This is a genomic window from Synechococcus sp. BSA11S (assembly GCF_014224355.1).
Taxonomy (GTDB): domain Bacteria; phylum Cyanobacteriota; class Cyanobacteriia; order PCC-6307; family Cyanobiaceae; genus Regnicoccus_A.
Window position 1 is genome coordinate 45,429 of sequence record NZ_VNWP01000010.1, and the last position, 19,088, is coordinate 64,516.

General features: G+C 65.9%; 32 protein-coding genes. 22 read left to right on the forward strand and 10 right to left on the reverse strand.

Annotated elements, in window-relative coordinates; translation table 11 throughout:
• Positions 1–165 precede the first annotated feature (165 nt).
• A complete protein-coding gene (locus tag FPZ61_RS10230; RefSeq protein WP_370593425.1) occupies positions 166–813 on the forward strand; it encodes a Fic family protein in 648 nt (215 codons plus the stop codon).
• 483 nt (positions 814–1,296) lie between these two features.
• On the opposite strand, the gene FPZ61_RS15315 is transcribed toward FPZ61_RS10230, so the two are convergent.
• The gene (locus tag FPZ61_RS15315; RefSeq protein ID WP_221629985.1) at positions 1,297–1,467 is read right to left on the reverse strand and encodes a hypothetical protein; all 171 of its coding nucleotides are present in this window, start codon (positions 1,465–1,467) and stop codon (positions 1,297–1,299) included.
• Positions 1,468–1,535: 68 nt separating this feature from the next.
• Between FPZ61_RS15315 and FPZ61_RS15320 the strand changes: the two genes are divergently transcribed.
• The 6 genes from FPZ61_RS15320 to brnA all read left to right on the forward strand — a co-directional run bounded on the left by FPZ61_RS15320 (position 1,536) and on the right by brnA (position 3,845).
• Positions 1,536–1,682, forward strand: coding sequence for a hypothetical protein (locus tag FPZ61_RS15320; RefSeq protein ID WP_221629987.1), 147 nt, complete (start codon positions 1,536–1,538; stop codon positions 1,680–1,682).
• A gap of 445 nt (positions 1,683–2,127) precedes the next feature.
• Positions 2,128–2,292 (forward strand): siphovirus Gp157 family protein, encoded by a 165-nt coding sequence (locus FPZ61_RS15555; RefSeq protein WP_255441529.1) that lies wholly within the window; start codon positions 2,128–2,130, stop codon positions 2,290–2,292.
• A gap of 196 nt (positions 2,293–2,488) precedes the next feature.
• Positions 2,489–2,785, forward strand: a complete 297-nt coding sequence (locus FPZ61_RS15560; protein WP_255441530.1) for a Rad52/Rad22 family DNA repair protein — start codon at positions 2,489–2,491, stop codon at positions 2,783–2,785.
• Positions 2,719–3,270 carry a Rad52/Rad22 family DNA repair protein gene (locus tag FPZ61_RS10245; protein WP_255441539.1) on the forward strand — a complete coding sequence of 184 codons (552 nt, stop codon included), beginning with the start codon at positions 2,719–2,721 and terminating at the stop codon, positions 3,268–3,270. The genes FPZ61_RS15560 and FPZ61_RS10245 overlap by 67 nt, the downstream gene beginning before the upstream one ends.
• A 46-nt stretch (positions 3,271–3,316) precedes the next feature.
• A complete protein-coding gene (locus tag FPZ61_RS10250; protein WP_185466394.1) occupies positions 3,317–3,580 on the forward strand; it encodes a BrnT family toxin in 264 nt (87 codons plus the stop codon).
• Entirely contained in the window at positions 3,567–3,845 is a 279-nt protein-coding gene (gene brnA, locus FPZ61_RS10255; RefSeq protein ID WP_185466396.1) for a type II toxin-antitoxin system BrnA family antitoxin, read from the forward strand. The genes FPZ61_RS10250 and brnA overlap by 14 nt, the downstream gene beginning before the upstream one ends.
• A 1-nt stretch (position 3,846) precedes the next feature.
• Here brnA and FPZ61_RS10260 read toward each other — a convergent pair whose 3' ends face one another.
• On the reverse strand, positions 3,847–5,244 hold the full coding sequence (locus FPZ61_RS10260; protein WP_185466398.1) for a DUF6880 family protein: 1,398 nt from the start codon (positions 5,242–5,244) through the stop codon (positions 3,847–3,849).
• A gap of 524 nt (positions 5,245–5,768) precedes the next feature.
• Here FPZ61_RS10260 and FPZ61_RS10265 point away from each other — a divergent pair.
• On the forward strand, positions 5,769–6,710 hold the full coding sequence (locus tag FPZ61_RS10265; protein WP_185466400.1) for a zincin-like metallopeptidase domain-containing protein: 942 nt from the start codon (positions 5,769–5,771) through the stop codon (positions 6,708–6,710).
• Positions 6,707–6,991 (forward strand): hypothetical protein, encoded by a 285-nt coding sequence (locus tag FPZ61_RS10270; RefSeq protein ID WP_185466402.1) that lies wholly within the window; start codon positions 6,707–6,709, stop codon positions 6,989–6,991. Before FPZ61_RS10265 ends, FPZ61_RS10270 begins: the two co-directional genes overlap by 4 nt.
• A 186-nt stretch (positions 6,992–7,177) precedes the next feature.
• On the opposite strand, the gene FPZ61_RS10275 is transcribed toward FPZ61_RS10270, so the two are convergent.
• Positions 7,178–7,315 carry a hypothetical protein gene (locus FPZ61_RS10275; protein WP_185466403.1) on the reverse strand — a complete coding sequence of 46 codons (138 nt, stop codon included), beginning with the start codon at positions 7,313–7,315 and terminating at the stop codon, positions 7,178–7,180.
• A 186-nt stretch (positions 7,316–7,501) separates the two neighbouring features.
• On the opposite strand from FPZ61_RS10275, the gene FPZ61_RS10280 reads away from it, so the two are divergent.
• From FPZ61_RS10280 to FPZ61_RS10290, 3 genes are all read left to right on the forward strand, one after another.
• Positions 7,502–8,299, forward strand: coding sequence for a class III extradiol ring-cleavage dioxygenase (locus FPZ61_RS10280; RefSeq protein WP_185466405.1), 798 nt, complete (start codon positions 7,502–7,504; stop codon positions 8,297–8,299).
• 111 nt (positions 8,300–8,410) lie between these two features.
• Entirely contained in the window at positions 8,411–8,749 is a 339-nt protein-coding gene (locus FPZ61_RS10285) for a type II toxin-antitoxin system PrlF family antitoxin (RefSeq protein WP_370593423.1), read from the forward strand.
• A gap of 29 nt (positions 8,750–8,778) precedes the next feature.
• Positions 8,779–9,255 (forward strand): type II toxin-antitoxin system YhaV family toxin, encoded by a 477-nt coding sequence (locus FPZ61_RS10290; protein WP_185466498.1) that lies wholly within the window; start codon positions 8,779–8,781, stop codon positions 9,253–9,255.
• A gap of 312 nt (positions 9,256–9,567) precedes the next feature.
• On the opposite strand, the gene FPZ61_RS10295 is transcribed toward FPZ61_RS10290, so the two are convergent.
• Genes FPZ61_RS10295 through FPZ61_RS10305 form a run of 3 tightly spaced genes read right to left on the reverse strand, consistent with a single transcriptional unit; the run spans position 9,568 to position 10,409 of the window.
• Positions 9,568–9,771 (reverse strand): hypothetical protein, encoded by a 204-nt coding sequence (locus FPZ61_RS10295; protein ID WP_185466407.1) that lies wholly within the window; start codon positions 9,769–9,771, stop codon positions 9,568–9,570.
• A 55-nt stretch (positions 9,772–9,826) separates the two neighbouring features.
• On the reverse strand, positions 9,827–10,045 hold the full coding sequence (locus FPZ61_RS10300) for a hypothetical protein (protein ID WP_185466409.1): 219 nt from the start codon (positions 10,043–10,045) through the stop codon (positions 9,827–9,829).
• A 58-nt stretch (positions 10,046–10,103) separates the two neighbouring features.
• Positions 10,104–10,409, reverse strand: a complete 306-nt coding sequence (locus FPZ61_RS10305; protein ID WP_185466411.1) for a MarC family protein — start codon at positions 10,407–10,409, stop codon at positions 10,104–10,106.
• A 152-nt stretch (positions 10,410–10,561) separates the two neighbouring features.
• Between FPZ61_RS10305 and FPZ61_RS10310 the strand changes: the two genes are divergently transcribed.
• The 6 genes from FPZ61_RS10310 (at position 10,562) to FPZ61_RS10335 (ending at position 13,201) form a co-directional block, all read left to right on the forward strand.
• Positions 10,562–10,813 carry a DUF1651 domain-containing protein gene (locus tag FPZ61_RS10310; protein ID WP_185466413.1) on the forward strand — a complete coding sequence of 84 codons (252 nt, stop codon included), beginning with the start codon at positions 10,562–10,564 and terminating at the stop codon, positions 10,811–10,813.
• A gap of 424 nt (positions 10,814–11,237) precedes the next feature.
• Positions 11,238–11,558: a hypothetical protein gene (locus tag FPZ61_RS10315; RefSeq protein ID WP_185466415.1), complete on the forward strand. Its 321-nt coding sequence runs from the start codon at positions 11,238–11,240 to the stop codon at positions 11,556–11,558.
• A gap of 206 nt (positions 11,559–11,764) precedes the next feature.
• Positions 11,765–12,145: a lysozyme inhibitor LprI family protein gene (locus tag FPZ61_RS10320; protein ID WP_185466416.1), complete on the forward strand. Its 381-nt coding sequence runs from the start codon at positions 11,765–11,767 to the stop codon at positions 12,143–12,145.
• Between the two features lie 420 nt (positions 12,146–12,565).
• On the forward strand, positions 12,566–12,715 hold the full coding sequence (locus FPZ61_RS10325) for a hypothetical protein (protein WP_255441531.1): 150 nt from the start codon (positions 12,566–12,568) through the stop codon (positions 12,713–12,715).
• A gap of 90 nt (positions 12,716–12,805) precedes the next feature.
• Entirely contained in the window at positions 12,806–13,015 is a 210-nt protein-coding gene (locus tag FPZ61_RS15565) for a hypothetical protein (protein WP_255441532.1), read from the forward strand.
• 15 nt (positions 13,016–13,030) lie between these two features.
• A complete protein-coding gene (locus tag FPZ61_RS10335) occupies positions 13,031–13,201 on the forward strand; it encodes a hypothetical protein (protein WP_185474820.1) in 171 nt (56 codons plus the stop codon).
• Here the strand turns inward: FPZ61_RS10335 and FPZ61_RS10340 are convergent.
• Positions 13,194–13,682, reverse strand: coding sequence for a hypothetical protein (locus FPZ61_RS10340; protein WP_185466420.1), 489 nt, complete (start codon positions 13,680–13,682; stop codon positions 13,194–13,196). The genes FPZ61_RS10335 and FPZ61_RS10340 overlap by 8 nt on opposite strands.
• Before the next feature lie 199 nt (positions 13,683–13,881).
• Between FPZ61_RS10340 and FPZ61_RS10345 the strand changes: the two genes are divergently transcribed.
• The 4 genes from FPZ61_RS10345 to FPZ61_RS10365 all read left to right on the forward strand — a co-directional run bounded on the left by FPZ61_RS10345 (position 13,882) and on the right by FPZ61_RS10365 (position 16,093).
• Positions 13,882–14,442 carry a hypothetical protein gene (locus tag FPZ61_RS10345; protein ID WP_185466422.1) on the forward strand — a complete coding sequence of 187 codons (561 nt, stop codon included), beginning with the start codon at positions 13,882–13,884 and terminating at the stop codon, positions 14,440–14,442.
• A gap of 534 nt (positions 14,443–14,976) precedes the next feature.
• Complete coding sequence (locus tag FPZ61_RS10350) at positions 14,977–15,207, forward strand: hypothetical protein (RefSeq protein ID WP_255441533.1); 231 nt, start codon at positions 14,977–14,979, stop codon at positions 15,205–15,207.
• Complete coding sequence (locus FPZ61_RS10355) at positions 15,204–15,608, forward strand: PIN domain nuclease (RefSeq protein WP_185466424.1); 405 nt, start codon at positions 15,204–15,206, stop codon at positions 15,606–15,608. The genes FPZ61_RS10350 and FPZ61_RS10355 overlap by 4 nt, the downstream gene beginning before the upstream one ends.
• Positions 15,608–16,093, forward strand: coding sequence for a GUN4 domain-containing protein (locus FPZ61_RS10365; protein ID WP_370594284.1), 486 nt, complete (start codon positions 15,608–15,610; stop codon positions 16,091–16,093). Before FPZ61_RS10355 ends, FPZ61_RS10365 begins: the two co-directional genes overlap by 1 nt.
• A 109-nt stretch (positions 16,094–16,202) precedes the next feature.
• Here FPZ61_RS10365 and FPZ61_RS10370 read toward each other — a convergent pair whose 3' ends face one another.
• The 3 genes from FPZ61_RS10370 to FPZ61_RS10380 form a co-directional block, all read right to left on the reverse strand.
• Positions 16,203–16,607 (reverse strand): STAS domain-containing protein, encoded by a 405-nt coding sequence (locus FPZ61_RS10370; RefSeq protein WP_255441534.1) that lies wholly within the window; start codon positions 16,605–16,607, stop codon positions 16,203–16,205.
• Between the two features lie 103 nt (positions 16,608–16,710).
• A complete protein-coding gene (locus tag FPZ61_RS10375; RefSeq protein ID WP_185466431.1) occupies positions 16,711–18,273 on the reverse strand; it encodes a mechanosensitive ion channel family protein in 1,563 nt (520 codons plus the stop codon).
• A 393-nt stretch (positions 18,274–18,666) separates the two neighbouring features.
• Positions 18,667–18,996, reverse strand: coding sequence for a hypothetical protein (locus FPZ61_RS10380; protein ID WP_185466433.1), 330 nt, complete (start codon positions 18,994–18,996; stop codon positions 18,667–18,669).
• Positions 18,997–19,088 lie beyond the last annotated feature (92 nt).

A 19,088-nucleotide genomic window follows, 5' to 3' on the forward strand; every position in this document is an offset into this window, starting at 1 on the left:
CATCATCAGCCTGGAAGGCTGAACCATGAATCATCCAGTCTCATTGCACTGTCTGACTTCTCAACAAGCAAAACGCTGGAGCACGGCCTGACCAGGCATGCGGAAGGATTCCCGCTGTCCTCACGGCTGCTGCGGGAAATCCACGCCCGGCTGCTGGCCCACTGGATCGGCGGCACCCGGCCGGGCAACGCCAGCTTCGTGCCTCCGCCACCGGGGTTGGTGGAGGACTGCATGGCCGCGTTGGAGCAGTTCATTCATGGCGGGCCCGAGGGCGAGCACGCCCTGCCGGTGCTGGTGCGCGCCGCCCTGGCCCACGTGCAGTTCGAGACGATCCACCCGTTCCTCGACGGCAACGGCCGCCTTGGCCGGCTGCTGATCGTGCTGATGCTGATTGAGGCAGGCGTGCTGGGGCAACCGCTGCTCTACCTGAGCCTGTTCTTCAAGCAGCACCGAAGCCGCTACTACGAGCTGCTGGACGGCGTGCGTCAGAACGGCGACTGGGAGACATGGATCGATTTTTTTCTCGAGGGGGTCGAGAGCACGGCATCGGGCGCCGTGGCGAAGGCCCAGCGGTTGCTGGAGCTGTTCCGCGTCGATGAGGCACGACTGATGGGGCTCGGCCGCTCCGGGGTGAGTGTGCAGCTGTGCTACAGAACCCTGCGCCGACGACCGCTCACCAGCATCAACCAGCTCAGGGAGTTGAGCGGTCTGAGTGCTCCAACAGCCAGCAAGCAAGGCAATCGAAACCCTGGTGGGCCTCGGCATCGCCCGGGAAATCACTGGAGGGCATCGAAATCGGCTGTTCGCCTATGACGCCTATCTGGCGATCCTTAGTGAAGGCACCGAACCACTCTGATCACTTGATCACTCTGCCTAACCCCCGATCTGAATTCAGGCACTGACTGAGGCCGGAGCAGGCACCCCAGGGCTCCGAAGCCGGTGCTGGGGGTGGCGGGCAGGGGGGAGGGAGGGATGTCCCAGGTTGGCTCGCGCGTCTGCGCGGGCGCCGGTCGATTGGGCCCGGATCTAGCTGTCCTGATACTCAGCGAGTCGCCCCCCTTCGCGTGACTCCGCTTTGTGCAGATCCTTTGCCCCACAGCGGCTCTGCACGCCCATGGGTGCACTTGTACTGGTAGAACAGGGGCTGCGCCAAAGGCCCCGAGCCCATCGCCTGCGGCAACGTCATCCCCTGATCTCGCCATCACCGCCGCACTCTCACCAGCAGCATGATGCCCCGATCAGTTGTCCCTCAAGGCAACTGATTCCATGGTTGTTTGTCATTCATCCGGGCAGGGCTCAGGCCCCGCCCGCTGCCTTGTGATCGCAGCCGGCGGCGGCCGTGATCTGGCCTGGCCCCACCAGCGGGTAGCCGCAGAGCTGCTGGCCCGCAGCGGCGGTCGGCCTGTCCATCTGCTGCTCCATGGCGGTGCCCACGGGGCCGATGCCGCCATCGCCCGGGCTGCCCATCAGCTGGGCTGGCCGTTGCCGAGGCCCTGGCCCATTCCTCCCCGGTCGTCTCCACCTCACTGCTGGTTGTGGCCTTTCCCGGCGGCTCCGGCACCGCGTCACTGGTGCGGCAGGCCCGCCGCATGGCCACCCGGTCCCCGGTTCCGCTCGCCGTTGTGGAGGTCAGTCCATCCGCCGGTCTCTGGGCCGTGCCCGCTGCATCCACCTGCTCCTGAGGCTCCCGCGCCCATGGGCGCCCGCCGATCCATTCCCCACGCACTGCGATGCCCGTTCTCACCCCTATCCCCACCGAGGTCTCCTCTGTCCCTACCTCCGCTGCAGAAGCAGCAGGTCCGGTCTGCTCGCTGCAGCGCGTCGCACCGCAAGGTGCGCCTGGCCAATCTGCTTCCCTCTGGCAGCTGGGTATTGAGGCCCAGGAGCTCACCACCGCCATCGGCCTGCTCGCCGAACAGCTGGAAGCCGATGACCACGACACCAGCGCCCAGGCCCTCGCCGAGCTGGAGGCCGCCCTATTGGCCGAAGAGGGCAACAAAGCGGCCCTCGCTGCCAAGGCCGACGCCACTTGCTGGGTGATCGAGCACCTGCGCGGCCAGGCCGCCTACCGCCAGCAGCAGGCCAAGCGGCTCACCGAGCTATCGCGCTCCGATGCCGGCCGGGCCGATGCCCTGGAGGAATCGCTGGTGCTGGTGCTCACCCGCCCGCAGCCCACCGCCACCCGCTTCTCCCAGCCAGCCGGACAAGACCGCCATCAAGGAGGCCCTCAAGGCCGGCCACCTCATCCCCGGCGCCCAGCTCGTCTCCCGCCGCTCCTGGCGCATCCACTGACGGGGCAGGGGCCACATCTGGTCCACACGGCTGGCCAGCTGGGTGGTGCCGATCACCCGCAAGCCCGGCCGCCGGCCTTCGCCCGATCACATCCACTGCAGCGAGCCGCCCTGCTGGGGGCTGATCGAGCCACTGCCGCCTCAAACCTCCACCCACTGATTCCGGTCCCTGTTCCCCCTCACCCCCCATCGAAGCCATGCCGTGCACCTTCTTCTCCGAGCAGATCGCTTCCCTGTCTGCCCCCCTCGATCGCGCCAAGGTGCGTCAGCGCGAGCAGGGCAGCTCCAAGGTCTCCTATCTGGAGGGATGGCAAGTGATCGCAGAAGCCAATCGGATCTTCGGGTTCGATGGCTGGCAGCGGGAAACCATCGAGGTCCGCTGCGTCAGCCAGGCTGAGCGCACCATTGGGCGGGACCAGAGGACCGGCTGGGGCGTCACTACACCGCCCGTGTCCGCGTCACCGTCGGCGGCCCCACCAGTGCAGCAGCGGTGATCCGGGAGGGTTGCGGTGCTGGCCACGGCATCGACGCCGCCCTGGGCCAGGCCCATGAATCCGCCCTCAAGGAGGCCGAGACCGACGCCATGAAGCGGGCGCTGATGACCTTCGGGAACCCCTTCGGCCTTGCCCTCTACGACAAGCAGCAACGGGAGGTCACCCAGTCGACAGGGGAGAGCAGCGCTCCTCGGACTGCAAGTGCAAGCAACGGCATGCGATCGATCCATCGCAGCCCCTCGTCTGCTGCCCCAAGCGCCAGCGACGACCCTGGCCTCACGCCGCTCGACCCGGCCGTCATCCGCCAGATCCTGGCCTCCCTGCGCGGCCTGCCCAGGCCGGTGCTGGAAGGCTTCACCAAGGCCTTCCGCAAGCGGTTCCAGGTGCCGGAGGAGGCCACCTCCATCGCCGATCGGATCCTCCAGAAGCGTCATCACGACTGGATTGAGGCCTTCCTGGTGCAGCACCAACGGGTGGCGGCATGACCACGAGCACCACCGAAGAGCGGAAAAGGTATAAAATCTGCACTGCATGGACTTTGAGTTCGACCCGCTCAAGAGCGCGGCCAACCAGGCCAAGCACGGCATCGATTTCCTCGATGCTCAAGCCCTCTGGAGCGATCCCGCCCTGCTGGAGATCCCAGCCCGAACCACCGATGAGCCGCGGTTCCTCGTGATCGGCCGGATCCACCGCAAGCACTGGTCGGCCGTCATCACCTATCGCGGCCAGACGATCCGTCTCATTTCCGTCCGTCGCTCCCGCCTGGAGGAGGTCCAGCTCTATGAACAGCTCTGAATTCGATCGGCGCTTCGATGCCGGCGAGTCCGTGGTGGAGGCGCTCGATCTCGACGGTGCCCGTCGATCCCGTCTGCAGCAGAAGCGCGTGAACGTGGATTTCCCCCTCTGGATGGTGGAGCAGCTCGACCATGAAGCCACTCGGCTCGGCGTGACCCGCCAGTCGATCATCAAGGTCTGGCTCGCGGAGCGGCTTGAGCAAGGTCGCCATGCCGAGCGATCTCAAGCCGACAGCGGCCTCCCGTCGCCACAGGAGAGCAACTGAATCAGCTCTGCCTCAGCTCCCGCATCCGCTGCCAGAAGGCGCTCTTGCGGCCATGGCCCGAGCGGATGGCGGCCAGGTAGTCCTGGTGGCTGGGGATGTCGCCCCAGCCGTCGATGCGTTGGCTGAGCAGCGCGCAGGTCTGCAGGTGGCGGGCCGCATGGCCGTAACGGCTGGAGCGGGCCTCGGCGAGGCTGAAGTCGACCATCGACCGCAGCGCCAGCGTGGCCGCCAGGGGGTGGTCCTTGCTCAGCTTCTCGGCCGCCGCCCCCATCACCCCGTACTGGGCGCCCTCCAGTTCGCTGCGCCGCTTCACCACGAGCTCGGCGGTGTGCGCCAGGGCCGAGGGCCAGCTGAGCAGGAAACAGAGGCTCTGGGTGAGGCTCGGATAGGCCAGGGCATGGGCGATCGCCCGCTGCTCGGCCTCCACGTCCTCGAAGGCCGGCAGCTGATCGAGGTAGGCGCGCAGCAGGGTGCCGTCGAGGCAGCGCTCGAAGCAGTTCCAGCGGGCCGCCTGGGCCTCCTCTGTGCGTCCCAGCGCCTGCAGCGCGGCGATGTGGGTGTGCTCCCAGGTCATCTCGGGCCAGCGCGAGCGATCGGGGGTGGCCCTGGTGAGGAAGCCCAGGGCGTCCTCGGCGCGGCCAGCGGCCAGCAGGCGCTGGGCGATCTCGGCGGCGATGCGGGGAAAGCGCTGCTGCTCCGGGGTGTACTGGGCGATGAAGCCATCCACATCGCCGCTGGCTTCCGCCACGGCCTGCAGCCCCAGCTTCACGGTCCACTGGCGAGAGCTCTCCTCTCGGGGCGGGACCGGCACCGGCTGCTCGCCCAGCTGCTGGAAGCGCTGCTTGAGCGCTGCCAGTCCCACCGGGCCGAGGGTCTCGGCCAGCTGCTGGATCACGTCGTCGAACACCCCATAGCCGTTGTGGCAGAAGGCCTCGAACACCTGCTCCGCCAGGGCCAGCGGCTCGGGTCTGGCGGCCGTGGCGATCGGGCCCAGCTGGCGGATGGCGTCGCGGAAGATGTCGCCGATCAGGCCGCTGCTGTCATCGCAGCGGCCGAGCACGTTGTCCCCCAGCTCCAGGAACTGCCAGAGCAACTCCAGGGCGGCAGCGGCATCGCCCTGGGCGATCGGCCCGGTGATGGCGTCGAGCTGGGCTGTGAGGTCCTTGCGGATCAGCTGGCGCTGCTCGCGCTCGAGGAAACGCCTGGAACGGCCGATCGTGACCAGCCGCTGCCGCACCTGGGCGGCGGCCTGCTGGGGGCTGGAGGAGGAGGCCACGGCCAGCTTGATCTGCCGCTTGATCGCCGGATCGCTGGCGGCCAGCTCCAGCAGCAGCTCGGCGAGGCGCTCCGGCCCGAGGGCCAGCAGGGTCTTGGCATCCAGGGCAGAGGAGCGGGGCATCAGGGGGGGGGGGGACGCCGGGATGATCGGGGCCTGCAGCGCCCACTCTGCCCAGGATCCTCGCCGCACACCCTGGCGCCATGCACCGTCACCCCGTCAGGACCGTCAGCGGTGGGAATCCTGAGGTGATCTGAAGGATGGCGCCCCCACGCTGCGATCCCCGGGAGCTGCTGGAGAAGAGCCTCGATGCCAGGCACGTCAAAGGCGTGGTGAGGTTGAACTGATGGGCAGCTGGCTCGACGCGATGGAGGCCAGGGCACGGAGCGGCTTAATCTTTGAAGGGTTGGGCGCGCAGGACTCCTCAGCTTGAGCGGCCGCGCAAGAGCGTTGCAAGCCGGCCCGCCGCAGGAGATGAGACGCCTGGGGGCATTGGTTTCTGTAAGCGCTGCGGCCGGCCCCTGACGCTGGCCGCGCTGGCGCTTGCGGTCCTGCGCTTGCCACCCGTGGCTGTTGCTTCCACATCCCGATCCACCTCAACACCGAAAGGCACTCCCGGCCCCAAGGTCTCGTCCGAAGAGAAGCTGGTGGCCTCCCTGGTCGCCCTGCTGGAGGCGGGCACCACCCCCTGGCGGCGCGAGTGGGATGCCGCCGCTGGCGGGCACCACGTGAATCTGCTCTCCGGCCGGCGCTACCGCGGTGCCAATCCGGTGCTGCTCACCCTGGGCATGCACCTGCGGGGTTCAGCCCTGCCCTATTGGTGCGGCTTTGCCGAGGCCAAGGCGCTCAGAATCTACCCCCGCAAGGGCAGCAAGGCCGTGCATGTGCTGCGGCCCCAGGTGCATCAGCGTGGAGAAGGCCGGCTGGCCGAGGCTGCTCCGGCCGATGCGGTTGGCACGAGCGGGAGTGGGAGTGCTGGCCAGGAAGTGGCTAAGGCTGGGCGCAGCTGGGTGAGCTACCGGCCGGTGGCGGTCTTCAATGCCGCCGATCTGGAGGGCGAGGCCCTGGAAGGGCTCATCCAGAAGCGCCGCCAGGCCGAGGGGGTGATCCAGCGGCCTGAGCCCGAGCGGCTGGCGGCGGCTGAGGCCGTGCTCAGCAGCTGGCCGGTTCCGGTGAGCTATGGCGGCGATCGGGCCTGTTATCTGCCGGGTCCTGATCGAATCCAGCTGCCGGATCGCGCCGCTTTCCATTCGGCAGCGGCCCTCTATGCCACCTGGGCCCATGAGGCGATCCACTCCTCGGGCCACAGCTCCCGGCTGGCCAGGGATCTCTCCGGTGGCATGGGGGCTGAGGGCGATGGCGGCAAGGCCTATGCCCGTGAAGAGCTGGTGGCCGAGCTGGGGGCGGTGCTAGTGGGCGATCGCCTGGAGATCGGCAGTGCCATGGCCAATCACGCTGCCTATCTGGGCCACTGGGTGGAGCTGCTCAAGGCTTCCCCGCGGGTGCTTCTCCAGGTGCTCAGCGATGCCCGCGAAGCCGCCGATCTGGTCTGCCCGGACGCGCCCGAGCCCGAGGCGGATGGGGGTTGAGCCTGCTTTTCGAGGGCAGACCCTGGGGTCTGGCGTTCACGCCACCCGGCCTGCCCCGGCTTGCGCGGCGCTGGCTGCGCCGGGGCTCAGGGGCGGCGTCGTTCGCCAGCTCAGCCATGGCCGCAATTCCCCTCAGCTGCTCGTGCCCGATCCGCATCATCTCGGTGCATCTCCTGGATGCCGCCGGCGAGCCCCACTTCATGGCCCTTGAGGAGGCCCTGATCATGGCCGCCAATCAGCGGAGGGTTCTCGGCTGCCAGGGCAGGGTGCAGGTGCTCTGAGCAGCAGGGGGCTACGGCCCCCTTCCTTGAGCGGGGGGCGTCCGCCGATTGGAGCGAAGTTCGCCAGCTGGCCATCCCAAACCCACCGCATCCGTCGGTCAGTGGTCCCAGCACGTCACGGACCGAACCGATCTCCTCAGGAGGCGCTGCCTCTGGAGGGGCCTTGCCGTGAGGCTCACAGTGAGTTCAGCGCATCGGCCGAGGCTGGCGGCGGATCGGCTGCACCACGGGCTTGAGCATCGTCGGAATCTGCAGCTGCTGGTCGGCCCAGTGGGCGGCCAGGGCTGCCAGCAGGCTGTCGCGGTTGCCGTGGATCCGGAGCATGGCGTTGGCTGAAATCGCTGGCCAACAGCCTGATCCGGCCGGTCCTTTCCGCCCCAGCCCAAAGCCACTGCGGCAGGCATCGAATGGCACAACCGCGACCATGGATCGCATCAATGTTGGGGTGCGCCGGCTGATCCGCTGCGCCCCGTTCTGGCCCCCAGACTGCCCTGTTGTGCAAGGAGCGGCGTGACCACCTCTGCCTCGGTGTTGTTCGTGGCCCATGGCTCACCGATGTTTGCCCTGCAGCCCGGAGCCGCCGGGGCGGCGCTGGCCGAGTTCGCCACGACCCTGCAGCGGCCCCAGGCGGTGCTGGTGATCAGTCCCCACTGGGAAACGGAGCTGGCCACCGTCGGCACGGCCAGCCAGCTGGACACCATCCACGATTTCGGCGGCTTTGATCCGGCTCTCTACGCCATCCAGTACCCCGCCAGCGGCAGCCCCCAGGCCGCCCAGCAGGTGGTGGAGGCCCTGAAGGCCGCAGGGCTGCCAGTGAGCACTGACCCGCAGCGCGGACTGGACCATGGGGCCTGGGTGCCGTTGCGCTACCTGTTCCCCGCGGCGGATGTGCCCGTGGTGCCACTCTCGATCCAGCACCAGGGCGGGCCGGAACATGCCTACCGCGTGGGCCAGGCCCTGGCGCCCCTGGCCCAGCAGGGCTGGCTGATCGTCGCCTCCGGCAACATCACCCACAACCTGCGCGACTGGCAGCAGGCCAGCCGCGGCGGTGCCGTCGACACCAGTTACGCCCAGCGCTTCTCCGACTGGGTCGACGCGCAGTTGAGCTGTGGCCATGTGGAGGCGCTGCTGCACTACCGCCAGCGCCATCCCGATGCTGAGCGGTCCCATCCCCGCGACGAGCACCTGCTGCCCCTGTTCAACGCTCTCGGTGCAGCCGGAGAAGGGTCCAGTGCTCGAGCGATCCATCGCGGCATCCGCGACCACGTGATCGCCATGGACAGCTACGCCTTTCAGCGGGCGCGCTGAGCCGTTGCCAGAGTCGCCTCGCCAAGGCAATGCACATGCATTACCATTGGCATGGCTTCAGCGGTTGGCCTGATGGCTGTTCTCTCCTCCTCTCATGCGCCCGGTACCGCCGTGAGCTCTCCGCAGGAGGAGGTGGAATCGGCGCTCACGGATCGCTATCAGACCACCGTGCCGCAACCCGTGCGGCGGGCCCTTGGCTTGCGCAAGCGCGACCGCATCCGCTACGCCTTCCGCGCCAACGGCGAGGTGGTGTTGCAGCGCGTCAGCACCGAACCAGCAGAAGAGGATCCGGCCCTGGCTCCGTTCCTTGCGCTCCTGGAGCGGGACATCGCCAGCCATCCCGAGCGGCTGCAGCCCATCGGCGCGGATCTGGTTCAGCGCCTGCAGGATCTGGTGGGTGCCATCGAGGTGGATCTCGATGAAGCACTGCCAGACGACGAGCCCGCCTGACGGTGGGCACAGCGGCAGGATCGCCCGCGGTGATCAACGGGTGGAGGCTCTATGCGCACCCGTTGTTTCTCGATCAGCTGGAGGCGTTGATCACTGAGGTGGAGTCGCTGCGCCGCAAGGACCCCCAGGGGTATGGCAGCAAGAACGCGAGCAAGCGCCTGGCGGCCATCGCCCGCCTGATGTTCCAGGACATTCCCCAGGACCCCAACCGCAAGGAATACCAGCAGGGGTCCACCCTCGGGGCTGAACATCGCCATTGGCGACGGGCCAAGTTCTTTCAGCAGTACCGGCTGTTCTTCCGTTTTCACACCCGCTCACGGCTGATCGTGCTGGGCTGGGTGAACGACATCAGCACCAAGCGGGCCTACGGCAGCAAGACCGACGCCTACCGGGTGTTCCAGTCCATGCTGGCCAGCGGCCATCCACCCGACGACTGGGACGAACTCCTGCAGGAGGCCACACAGGCCACCGGGCGTTTGCAGCAGCTCACCGATCGGCTCCCTTGAGCGGAATCGAATGCTGAAGGGGGCTTGCTCCAGGCCTCTCCAGTCTGAGGCCCTTCTGGCGTCGGGCCTCCACTGGGATCGGTCCCGTCGCTGCGCCGCACCTGGATCGAGCAGCCCTATGGAGAAGAGGAGATCACCCTGCAGGCCCAGCAGGAGGCTGAGATCGCCCACATCGAAGCCGAGCCCACTGCAGCGCTGCAGCTGGTCCAGGCCTGAGCTCACCTTGGGGGCTCCGGCCCCCTGGCTCCCCTCAGGGATCAGTCGGCAGCGCACACCGATCGCTGGCAGGGGTGTGGGGCTGGTGGTCATGGTTCAGGGGCTCACCATCACCCGCTTGCCAGAGCCGCTGTTGCGTACCGCCATGAACTGCCCCCCCCCCTGCGGCGACCAGGCGATCGAGCGCCAGCCCAGATCGGTCGCACAACTGCGCACCGCCCAGTTGAGGCCATCGGCACTGGTCATCACGCGATTGCCGGTGCCGCTGCTGGCCGCCGACGCCAGCAGTGTCCTGCCCACCGGGCTGCTGCCCTGCGTGCCCGTGATGCCCTGGTGCTGTGGGCACAGCCGAGGTTCAGGCCTCGCTCAGCAGGCTCAGCGCCTCCATCACCTGGAGGCGGATGCCCCCCAGCCGGGTCCAGGCCCGCACCGCATCCTCTCTGCTCCGGTAGGGGCGCCAGTCGTCCTCAGCGATGCGGCGCTGGAAATGGGCCGCCACACGCTGCGCAACGGCGACATCGCTTCGCCTTGCCAATCGCAGCGTTGTCCCCTCGATCACCACTTCAGCAGGCATGGCGTTGAGGAGAGATCAGGAACTGGCCAGGCTCATTCTCTGCCCTTCCCGGTCTCTCTCAGGCCAGGATCGGGAAACAGTCCTTCAGCCCGTTCACCAGAAGCTGCACCACCACCGCAGTGATCCACAGACCCAACAAGCGCGGCAGCACCCGTTCGCGGGTCTGACCAAGCCAGCCCCGCAGCCGCGGCGTGAGCTGCAGGAACAGGTAGAGCCCCATGGCCATGGCGCCGATCACCAGGCTCACCAGCAGTCGCCCGGTCCAGGCGTCGGGAGCTTCCGCAACCACCAGTGAGATCGTGCCGGGGCCTGCCATCAACGGCACCCCGATCGGCACAATCGCCGCTGCCGGATCATCCGCCAAGGCACTTCCCTGCAACGCCGGCCGCCCCCTACAGCAGCCTCAACCCCAAGGGCAGCAGGATCAGGCCACCAGCAGCACAGCCAGGGAGGTGAGCAGAGCCAGACGACTGGTGCGCCAACGGTGCTGGGCACCGGAGGTGGCATGAGCAGGGCATGGCCACCAGCAAACGTCCTCCGCTTTCGCCCCAGGAGGGCTGGCTCAGCGACGGCCGCCAGGTGCTGCACTTCCGGCCGATCCGCTATGACCGCTGGAGTCAGAGGCTCGAGGTGGTCAGCGGTGAGCTGTTACCCGGAGAGCTCATCCCGCTGCTCAAGCACCGCCGGGAGTACAGCCGCGAGGAGGCCATCAGGCTCTGGGGTGAGAAACGCAAGGCCGGCTGGGCAGCCTGCGGCCCCCAGTGGTGAGCAAGGCCTTCCTGGTCGAGCTTGCTGCCTTGCAGCCGTGATCGGCTTGCCGTACTGACAAGGCGGGCCAGCGGATCTATGAATGAATCAGAGGCCTCGACCCGGACGGTGTAGATCCACAACCCGGCAACCGGCCCAAGGGCGCTCGACTCGGGGCGCCCTTCTTCATGGCTGACACCCCACCGGCGTCGTGCTGGAGAGGTGTGGAGTCGCAGCGATTCCTCAAAGCAACCCGTTGGGGCTGGTTCCGCGTTGGGACCCAGTTCACAGGGGCTCATGGCTTGGAGCTGAGCGGCGAGAATCTTGGCGATCGGCCGCCGCAGTGCCTACAAATGGATTTCGACGGATGCCGTGAACCGGATTCAGCGGTCGCTGGTTGTCCAGGACTACCGTTTCCCGGCTCAAAGAACAAGCACCGCAACCAATGATCCGCACCACAATCACCGCTGTGGCCATCGCCGCCAGCGCCATGGCCACAGCGGCCCTGGCGGACTCCGCCAAGGCGTATTGCGAGATGGTTCGCAGCAATGGCGACATGCTCAAAGGGAGCTGTACCTGGTCCCAGATGCAGGGGAACGTTTACATCAACGATTTCAACCATTACGCGTTTGCCTTCCCTGCCGCCGAGGAGGGCAAGACCTACGAACGCACCAACCGGGAGGGTGCAGGCCCCTCCTTCAAGCGCCCCGGCTATGTGATCAACGTGTACTGGGAGAAGCCGGTCCGTGAGCCTGGGGGTTTCTGATGTCGATGCACTCCCCAGGGGATCTGACCAGCGGCTCCGGTGTGGGGCGGTGTTGCCCCGTGGCTCGTTGGGGGCCACGGATCGTCGGCCCTGCCCCGGCCTGCTGCCGGCCACCAGGGTGTTCGGTCCCAGTCGCGGCCTGGCCTGACCGGTCACGGATCGCCAGGGATGCAAGCCCTGATCGGGCTGGCACGGTCTGGCCGTGGATGAGGGCAGTCCCGCTCGTCGCCGCCTCGGTGCTGGGGACGCTCCCGGCAGGAGCGATCCCGCCACCACCCGACTCATTCGACGGAGAAACGATCCACTGCCACCCCTCAGGCAGCGCCGCCACCGTGCTGATCTGCCGCGACGCCGAACTCACCGCCCTTGACGATGAACTGCGCGCCGGCTTCCGCCGCCTGCAGGATGCGGCTTCCATCACGAACACCCAGCGCGAGGCTCTGGTGGAGGAGCAGCGGCGCTGGGTGGAGACCATGGATCAGTGCTGGCGCGCCCGGGAGAAGATGCGGAACTGCGTGAAGCGGAGCCAGGAGCAACGGCTCCGGCAACTGCAGAGCCGGAAAGCGGCAGGACCAGTGAAGCCCTGAAGCCACGGATCGAGAACACTGAACCTGCTTTAGAGGTGACCCCAATCCGGGGTACGGGCCGTTCACCGAGCATCCTGCCGTTGCCCCCTTGCGGGAGCGGATCCCCTGTGGGGTGACCGAGGTGCGGTGATGTGGTGGTGGTTGAGCTGGGGCGGTCCTGGTGCATCGGGCAGGTGATCGCCGTTCATGGCGGTGCCTGGGACTCAAACCTGCATCCCTCCATGCCCACTGCGTCGAGGAGATCAGTTGGCCAAACCAGACGATCCGTGAGGGCGCCATGAAGATCCTTTCCACGACTGGCCACCGCGCTGGCGTCAGTCGCAGCAGGCGCGAGCATCCGTGTCCCACAATTGATCAATGGCAACCATGGGACCGACAACGGAACATTGGGCAGCCCTGGCTGTCCTGGGCCTGAACGCCATGCCCAGAAGCCGAAAGGACCTGGCGCGGCTGGTGGCGCGCTGCCACCCGGCCTGCAATCCCTGGAGCGGTATTCAGACCGCGGCCTACCGCGAGGTGTGGGAAGAGCTGGAGATCGGCAGCGATGCCGATGCTCCCTTGGCGGCCTGAGGAGCGCCGCTGCCACCGAGGAAGCCGGGGCGGGAGGGTGTCAACCAATCAAACAGGCACTGGTACGGATGTTCGATTTCGTGCTTTGCCGTGGTGCGGGCCCCGCTCTCCAGCCCTGTGCCTTCCCGTTCCGACTCTGTGGAGGACTGGCCTTACCTCGATCAGGACGTGCTGGTCACCGCCTGCAGCCCCAAGGCCTGCCTCATGTGCCAGCTGCACCAGGGCATGATCGCTCCTGGCGAGCAGCTCACCCGCCGCTGTCAGGGTTGGACCGAGGATCTGGCCCGTCAGCTGAGCTGACACTCCGGAGGTGTCATGAGCAGCCGGCGAAGGGTGGTGGTCTGCGGAGGCGATGGTCCCGGCACGGCCTCACGAGCCGCCCACGCGCTCAAGGCGGGCCAACGCTTGATCTTCCTGGCGGTGCCGGCGCTGGGGCGGGGCTTCTGTTGCTCGAAGAAGAGCGGGATCGGACGACCCCTCAGATGAACCCATAGGAATACGGCTGCTTGCTGCCATCGCGGCGGATCAGCAGCCAGAGAGGACCTGGGAAGAAGCCTTGGCAGCGAATCGTCCAGATCCAGTAGTCATCCACCGTTTCACCGTATTCCGGCGGAAAGAGGCGTGTGCCGTCGGCTGCCTTGGGTTCCTCGTCCGCCGGCAGCATCTGAACCGACAGATCGGGATCGGCCACCAGTCCGGCGGTGATCACCGCTCGCACCTGCTCATTGCTGGCGTTGTCCGTCAGATCGAAGCTTTCGGGCTGGGAGCGGACCATGGAGGCGAGGCCGTCGCGGCTGGGATCTGCTGCGCAGGGCAGGAAGAGCGCCGGCAGGACACGGCGGAAGGCTTCCAGGGCATCGAGGCTGCCTGGAAGTGCCTGCTGCGCTCGATGCACGTCGGCAGAAAAGTCGTAGGCGGGGGGCAACGCATGCACCTGCAGGGCTGAATTGAAGTCAGCAGGATCCATCTGGGGATGAGCCAAGGCGATCCGCATCCTGATAGGAGGTGCTTGCAGCCTCTGGGATCCCCCTGGGCAACAGGAGTTCATCGGGGCAAGGCCCGGTCGACCGTGGCTTCCCGCTGACTTGGATGGCCTGAACTGGCACACCGGGTGGGGCCAAGCCGTGAGGCAGCAACTCCCAATATGACTTCCACTACCAACAGTCATGCGTCGTCCGGCATTCCTGCTCGCCTCCGCGCTCCTCCTGGGCACCTCCGGCCTTGGCCTATCGGTAGAGGCAAAGGAGAGCCGACCCAACATCGAAGTCGCAAGCATGATGCGTTACTGCCAAGGCGAAGTGGCGGCCAAGTACAGGGTGAGCCCGCATGACATCAGCACGCTGCCGGTCGAGCGACAGGGAAACAGTTACCGCGTCTACGGACAGACTCCCGCCGAAGGAAGTGAAGCGCTGTTCTTCTACTGCGAGTTCAACCAGCACCGCGAGTTCGACGGCGTGAAGATGACCAGTGACAAGCGCCCCAGTGGTGACAGTGGCGGCTCTGCCAAGGAGCGCGTGAAGGTGGAGGACATGGCGCGCTACTGCACCGGCATGGCGGCTGAGAAGTTCAAGCAAAGCCCCCGCTACATCACCAGCAATGAGCCAAGTCGTCAGTCAAATGGTACCTACAAGGTGTACGGGCAATATGACGCATCAAGCACCAACACTCAGGCCTTCGTCTGCACTTACAATGCCAATGTCGTGTTCAAGAGCGTCGTCAAGAACTGAATTCTCTCCAGGTCCGATCTGACATCGATGCCCCGGGCGAATGCCTGGGGCTTTTTGATGCACCAAAGTCCTGACGTCAAGGCCCTCGCCGAATATTTGGGCTGGAGGCCCATCTTCTGCCCATGATCGCCGGACGTGTGACTGACCGTTGGGGTAAGCGATCTGTACCCCCAGCGGTTGCTGACACAGCGAAGCCCGGCGACGAGGCCACCGGGCTTGGATCGTGGGGTGTGTTGTCGGAGCTGCTGACGCTGGCACCTGGGGCCAGGGTTCCAGTGGGGCTTCCCGATGGTTCCGGGGCACCCAGGGCGGTGCCAATGGACGGCGACGGTTCACGACAAGGTGTCACACGCCCGGGAAGCCAGTGATCCGTTGAGAGTGTTGGAGCAGGGGCCAGATCGTCAGCGCACTCCTGGCGGCTGCTCAGGTGGGGTGTGTTCCATGCTCTGGAGCCTCCCGGTGTTGATGGACTCACGATCCGTCGGCCAGACCCGCCTTGCCGTCTTTAGAATCAGACTCCAGGAGGCGTGAATCATGAAAGTCACCGTTGAACTTTCCGAAACGGAGATGGCCGAAATCCTGGATCTCACGGGCGAGCGCAAGAAGGGCCCCGCGATCCGCCGCCTGATGGAGGAGGCGTTGCAGCAGCGGCGGCGTGCCCAGATCGCCCAGCGCTTCCTCAGCGGCGAATGGGGCGTGGAGTTGGAGAGCTACGAAGCCGACCAGGAGCGTGAGCGCCAGCGTGATCAGCAGACCGCCTCGTGACGCTGCTGCTCGACACCAGCCTCTGGATCGACTTCACCCGCGCCCGCAGCCCGGCCCCGCTCAAGCAGTTCATCGCCCCCTACGTGCTGGATCCCGCAGCCCACCTGGCTGAACCGGTGCTCTTTGAGGTGCTCCGTTCCGCCCGGCCGGAGGAATCTCGCTTGCTGGAGGCCCAGTTCGACGTCTTGCCCTGCCTGCCCACGCCAAAGGATCTATGGCAACGGGCGATCGCCCTGGGCCAGGCCTGCCGCCAGGCTGGCCGCACCGTGTTCAGCCTTGATCTCCTGGTGGCTGCCGTGGCGATGCATCACGACGCCGTGGTGGTGAGCTTCGACGCCGACTTCGAAGCCATCGCCTCAGTGAGCGCCTTGCGACTGAAGCGCTTGAACCGCCCCGGCTGATCCCATGCCCTCCATCCACCCCGCACAGCGCAGAAGAAAGCATCCGGAACGGCCACCCGAGCACCTTGCACCTGTGGTGGGCGAGACCGAGACGGCGGCTTGAGGGCGGCGCGGGCGGCATTGAGCTAAGGCCGCTCTTGCGAACGGAGCTCGGTGGAAGTTACGGACAAAGGATCCGCATCAAAAGGCTTACCACCCAAGTCGCTGGAGCGTTCCCGGCCGCAGCGCTTCAGATCATCGACGGGCTCTGGCAGCCCCTGAGCGGCGGGCGCGAGGGTTTCGAGATGCAACAGCGCCTCTACACGGCGCTGGGCGGCAGTCGCGACAGCCTCATCGCCCAGGACCATGGGCTGTTCCTCCAGTTCACCCAGCGAGTGGGCTGGCCCCTGGTGGAAGGGGTGGGTTTCGCCATGGCGGAAGACCTCAGCGTGCCGGTGGCCACGGACTATGGCCTCAAGGCCGGGAATCTCCTGAGGCGCGCCTGATCGAGGTTTTTGCTGGCTGAGGAGCTGCCGCTGGGCCTGGTTTTCCACAGGAGTGACCTCTCGAAAGAATGAATCTGCGACGGCCCGGACCATCATTCATTCATGAGGTTCATGCCTTGTATGAGATTGATGAAGGTGCTGTCTGAGCCGGTTGTTCCAACCGGAACGCAGCAATGGCCTTCTGCAAAGTGGGAAAGATTCGCTCGGCTCCGATCCGTCCCACAACGCCAGCCTTGCTGAGTTGTTGATAGAGATCATGCTTGACCTTGGCCATGCCGAAGACGATGCCCTTCGCCGTAAGTTCGTCGTGAAACTCCTGCAGCACATCGGCGGCGGTGATGTCGATCAGGGCGCGGCGACGGAAGTCCTCGGAGTTGGCGAAGCAAAGGGGCGCGTCGTAGCGGTAGAGCACCAGCCCGGGGATGGTGCTGGCGCCGGCCAGCAGATCACCCCGCAGCCTGGTCGGTTGGTAGGCGCGAAGCCGCCTCAGTCCAGGCAGGAGTGCTATGGGCATCCGATTGTCCTGGCGCACCATCTCCTCTCTCTGTGATGGTGCTGTGCACCGGCCCCACCCGCGGCGGCTGCACAGCACTCGCTTGACCATCGAGTCAAAGCGGTCATGGGGCTGGGGTGCGGGGCAGGGCAGGGCCCACAAGATCGAGCCGTGGAACCCCCACAGCGATGCCGGAGGCATCGAGAGCCTGCTTCAGGCGGCGGCGGTATTCGCGGCCCACAGGCCACTGCTGCAGGGGTTGGGTCTTGATCAGGATGCGGATGAGCACGCCGCTGTGGGCAATCTCATCGATACCGAGCATCTCCGGAGGCTCGAGAATGCGGTCGGCCCAAGCAGGCTCGTGGTAAAGATCCTGAGCCACAGATTCCATCAGGGCCATGACCGCATCCACATCCGCTGCGATTGACACGGTGAGGGCATAGTTCACACGTGACCAGCTGCTGGAGAGATTGCGCACCGTGTCAATGGTGCCATTCGGGATGGTGATCAATTCCCCATCGAGGTTGCGCAACTGGGTGACGCGCAGACCCACGCTCTCCACCAGGCCGCTCTGGTCGCCGATGGACACAACATCCCCGACCGCGAACTGGTCTTCGATCAGGATCATCAGCCCACTGATCAGATCCTTGAGCAGATTCTGCGAAGCCAACGACAGGGCAAAGCTCAGAAAACCCAGCAAAATTGCCACGGCCTGGGTCAACGCTCCCAGTTGATGCAACTGATAGAAGATCACCATGCCGAGGAGGAGATAGACGCCGACGCGCACCCACGCCCTCAGCGCACGGGACAACGTCGGCCCCCTTAACCTGGCCCGCGTGTCGTCCTGAAGGTGTGCCCAGCGATTCACATACCGGTCAGAGAAGACGTTCCCGGCTTTGATCGAGATTCTGGTCAACATCGCCAGGAAGAGAATCAGCAGCGGAATGCCGATCGTGGCTTCCTTCCCCAGGGTCATGACCCAATCCAGGGGCGCCCATCCCTGGTTCTCGGGGGCAAATGCACGCCCCGTCGAGAACAGCCCGCGCACGGAAATACCGAAGACCCAGTTGCTGAAGGGCCGGCTCCAGTAGAAGAGGCCCGCCAGCCAGGCAATGCCGCAGGACCAGAGCAGGCACTGCCCCCAGAACAGGAAGGAGCGGTAGAAGGAGATCAGACTGAGACGCTGCCGCAGGGTCATCCGCACGCTCAGCCGCCTCTGGACCTGCAGGATGTTGCTCTTGCTCTCTCGGGATGAGGAGCCCCGATCCGGGGAGTGCTCCTCCTGGACCACCTGGCGAAGCCTGGTGGTCAGCGCCTGGTAAGCCCCATACAGACGCTTCTGAATGACAACGCCAACGGCGCTCGCCAGGAAGAGCAGGAGAAGGCCAAGCCCACCCCGACGGGCCGCTTGCCAGAGGGCGGGGGGCTGGCGTTCCTCCCAGGCATCCAGAAGACTCTTCCGCACCCCGCTGGCGACACGCCGGGCAATGGAGGCAGGCTCGGAGCTGTCCAACCGAATCCTGGCCACATCGGCAGGCGTGACCGTGAAGACCAGCTCGGGGGGATCGGACCGGGGGAATACGAGGAACACCTCATAGCGGGAACCCACCTGTCGCACGAAGGTATGCAGGTTTCGGGCCAGGAGGTTACGAAGCTTGAAGACAGTGGGATCACGCTGTTGATCCATGGGCTCGGACAACGATCTCGATGTGTATGCCGTCATCGAGGAGAGAATCTTCTGAAGCCGGCTATGAATCACATGGGCACGCTCGGAAGCCGTATAGGCAGCATCATCCCCTGCGGGCGCTCCCGATTTCTTGAAATCAATGAATCCCGAAACCGTTCCGATGATCCGGCCATCAAGAAACACGGGAGACAATTCCACGTTTCCCTGGGAAAAGACAGGCAGAAACTGAGCCGAAGTCACTTGTGTCGCCGAGGCCTCAAGCGCAGGAAGAAACTGAGCCTGCACCGGCAGCAGGCCGGTCAGCACAACCAACAGGCAGCCCAGAGCAGGCAGCAGGCACACCAGCAGCTTTCGCTTCAGAGCCGCCGGTCCAGGGGGAAGGGGGAAGGGCATTCAGAACTTGCAGGTGAGGCCCGTGGACAGGATCACATTCAGCCGCTTGAAACCTGCTTCGAACGACAGTGATCGGCACCGCAGCGAAAGACGGTTCGTCCACATCCATGGCCTGGTGATCGACCAATCCAACCGGGTTGACGACCAGAGGAAGGCTTCATCGAAGGAATTCACAGGGGTGGCCAGCGCGAATACCTGGCCCCACGGGGCAGGACCGATGGGAACATCACGACTCCGGTACACTAAGGTAGCGATGGGATCCACCTGATCGTGTTGCCTGGTCAGGTTGATTTCTGCATAGTCATAGCGTGGCCCCACGCCGAGCTGCACGGCCTGGAATGAGCTCGGATCCGCCCCTTGCCAGAAGTTATTCCGTAGCCAAACAGCGTGCTGAACAGAACGGAGACATCATCGTCGTCGTC

Bases quoted from the DNA above. Each gene is read 5' to 3' on its own strand.
- FPZ61_RS10320 (WP_185466416.1), top strand. From the start codon at position 11,765: ATGAGGGCAGTCCCGCTCGTCGCCGCCTCGGTGCTGGGGACGCTCCCG.
- FPZ61_RS10325 (WP_255441531.1), top strand. From the start codon at position 12,566: ATGCCCAGAAGCCGAAAGGACCTGGCGCGGCTGGTGGCGCGCTGCCAC.
- FPZ61_RS10340 (WP_185466420.1), bottom strand. From the start codon at position 13,682: ATGGATCCTGCTGACTTCAATTCAGCCCTGCAGGTGCATGCGTTGCCC.
- FPZ61_RS10315 (WP_185466415.1), top strand. From the start codon at position 11,238: ATGATCCGCACCACAATCACCGCTGTGGCCATCGCCGCCAGCGCCATG.
- FPZ61_RS10335 (WP_185474820.1), top strand. From the start codon at position 13,031: ATGAGCAGCCGGCGAAGGGTGGTGGTCTGCGGAGGCGATGGTCCCGGC.
- brnA (WP_185466396.1), top strand. From the start codon at position 3,567: ATGAACAGCTCTGAATTCGATCGGCGCTTCGATGCCGGCGAGTCCGTG.
- FPZ61_RS10370 (WP_255441534.1), bottom strand. From the start codon at position 16,607: ATGCCCATAGCACTCCTGCCTGGACTGAGGCGGCTTCGCGCCTACCAA.
- FPZ61_RS10260 (WP_185466398.1), bottom strand. From the start codon at position 5,244: ATGCCCCGCTCCTCTGCCCTGGATGCCAAGACCCTGCTGGCCCTCGGG.
- FPZ61_RS10250 (WP_185466394.1), top strand. From the start codon at position 3,317: ATGGACTTTGAGTTCGACCCGCTCAAGAGCGCGGCCAACCAGGCCAAG.
- FPZ61_RS10300 (WP_185466409.1), bottom strand. From the start codon at position 10,045: ATGCCTGCTGAAGTGGTGATCGAGGGGACAACGCTGCGATTGGCAAGG.
- FPZ61_RS10375 (WP_185466431.1), bottom strand. From the start codon at position 18,273: ATGGATCAACAGCGTGATCCCACTGTCTTCAAGCTTCGTAACCTCCTG.
- FPZ61_RS10275 (WP_185466403.1), bottom strand. From the start codon at position 7,315: ATGCTCCGGATCCACGGCAACCGCGACAGCCTGCTGGCAGCCCTGGCC.
- FPZ61_RS10350 (WP_255441533.1), top strand. From the start codon at position 14,977: ATGAAAGTCACCGTTGAACTTTCCGAAACGGAGATGGCCGAAATCCTG.
- FPZ61_RS15560 (WP_255441530.1), top strand. From the start codon at position 2,489: ATGCCGTGCACCTTCTTCTCCGAGCAGATCGCTTCCCTGTCTGCCCCC.
- FPZ61_RS15315 (WP_221629985.1), bottom strand. From the start codon at position 1,467: ATGGGCAGCCCGGGCGATGGCGGCATCGGCCCCGTGGGCACCGCCATG.
- FPZ61_RS10310 (WP_185466413.1), top strand. From the start codon at position 10,562: ATGGCCACCAGCAAACGTCCTCCGCTTTCGCCCCAGGAGGGCTGGCTC.
- FPZ61_RS10345 (WP_185466422.1), top strand. From the start codon at position 13,882: ATGCGTCGTCCGGCATTCCTGCTCGCCTCCGCGCTCCTCCTGGGCACC.
- FPZ61_RS15555 (WP_255441529.1), top strand. From the start codon at position 2,128: ATGCCCTGGAGGAATCGCTGGTGCTGGTGCTCACCCGCCCGCAGCCCA.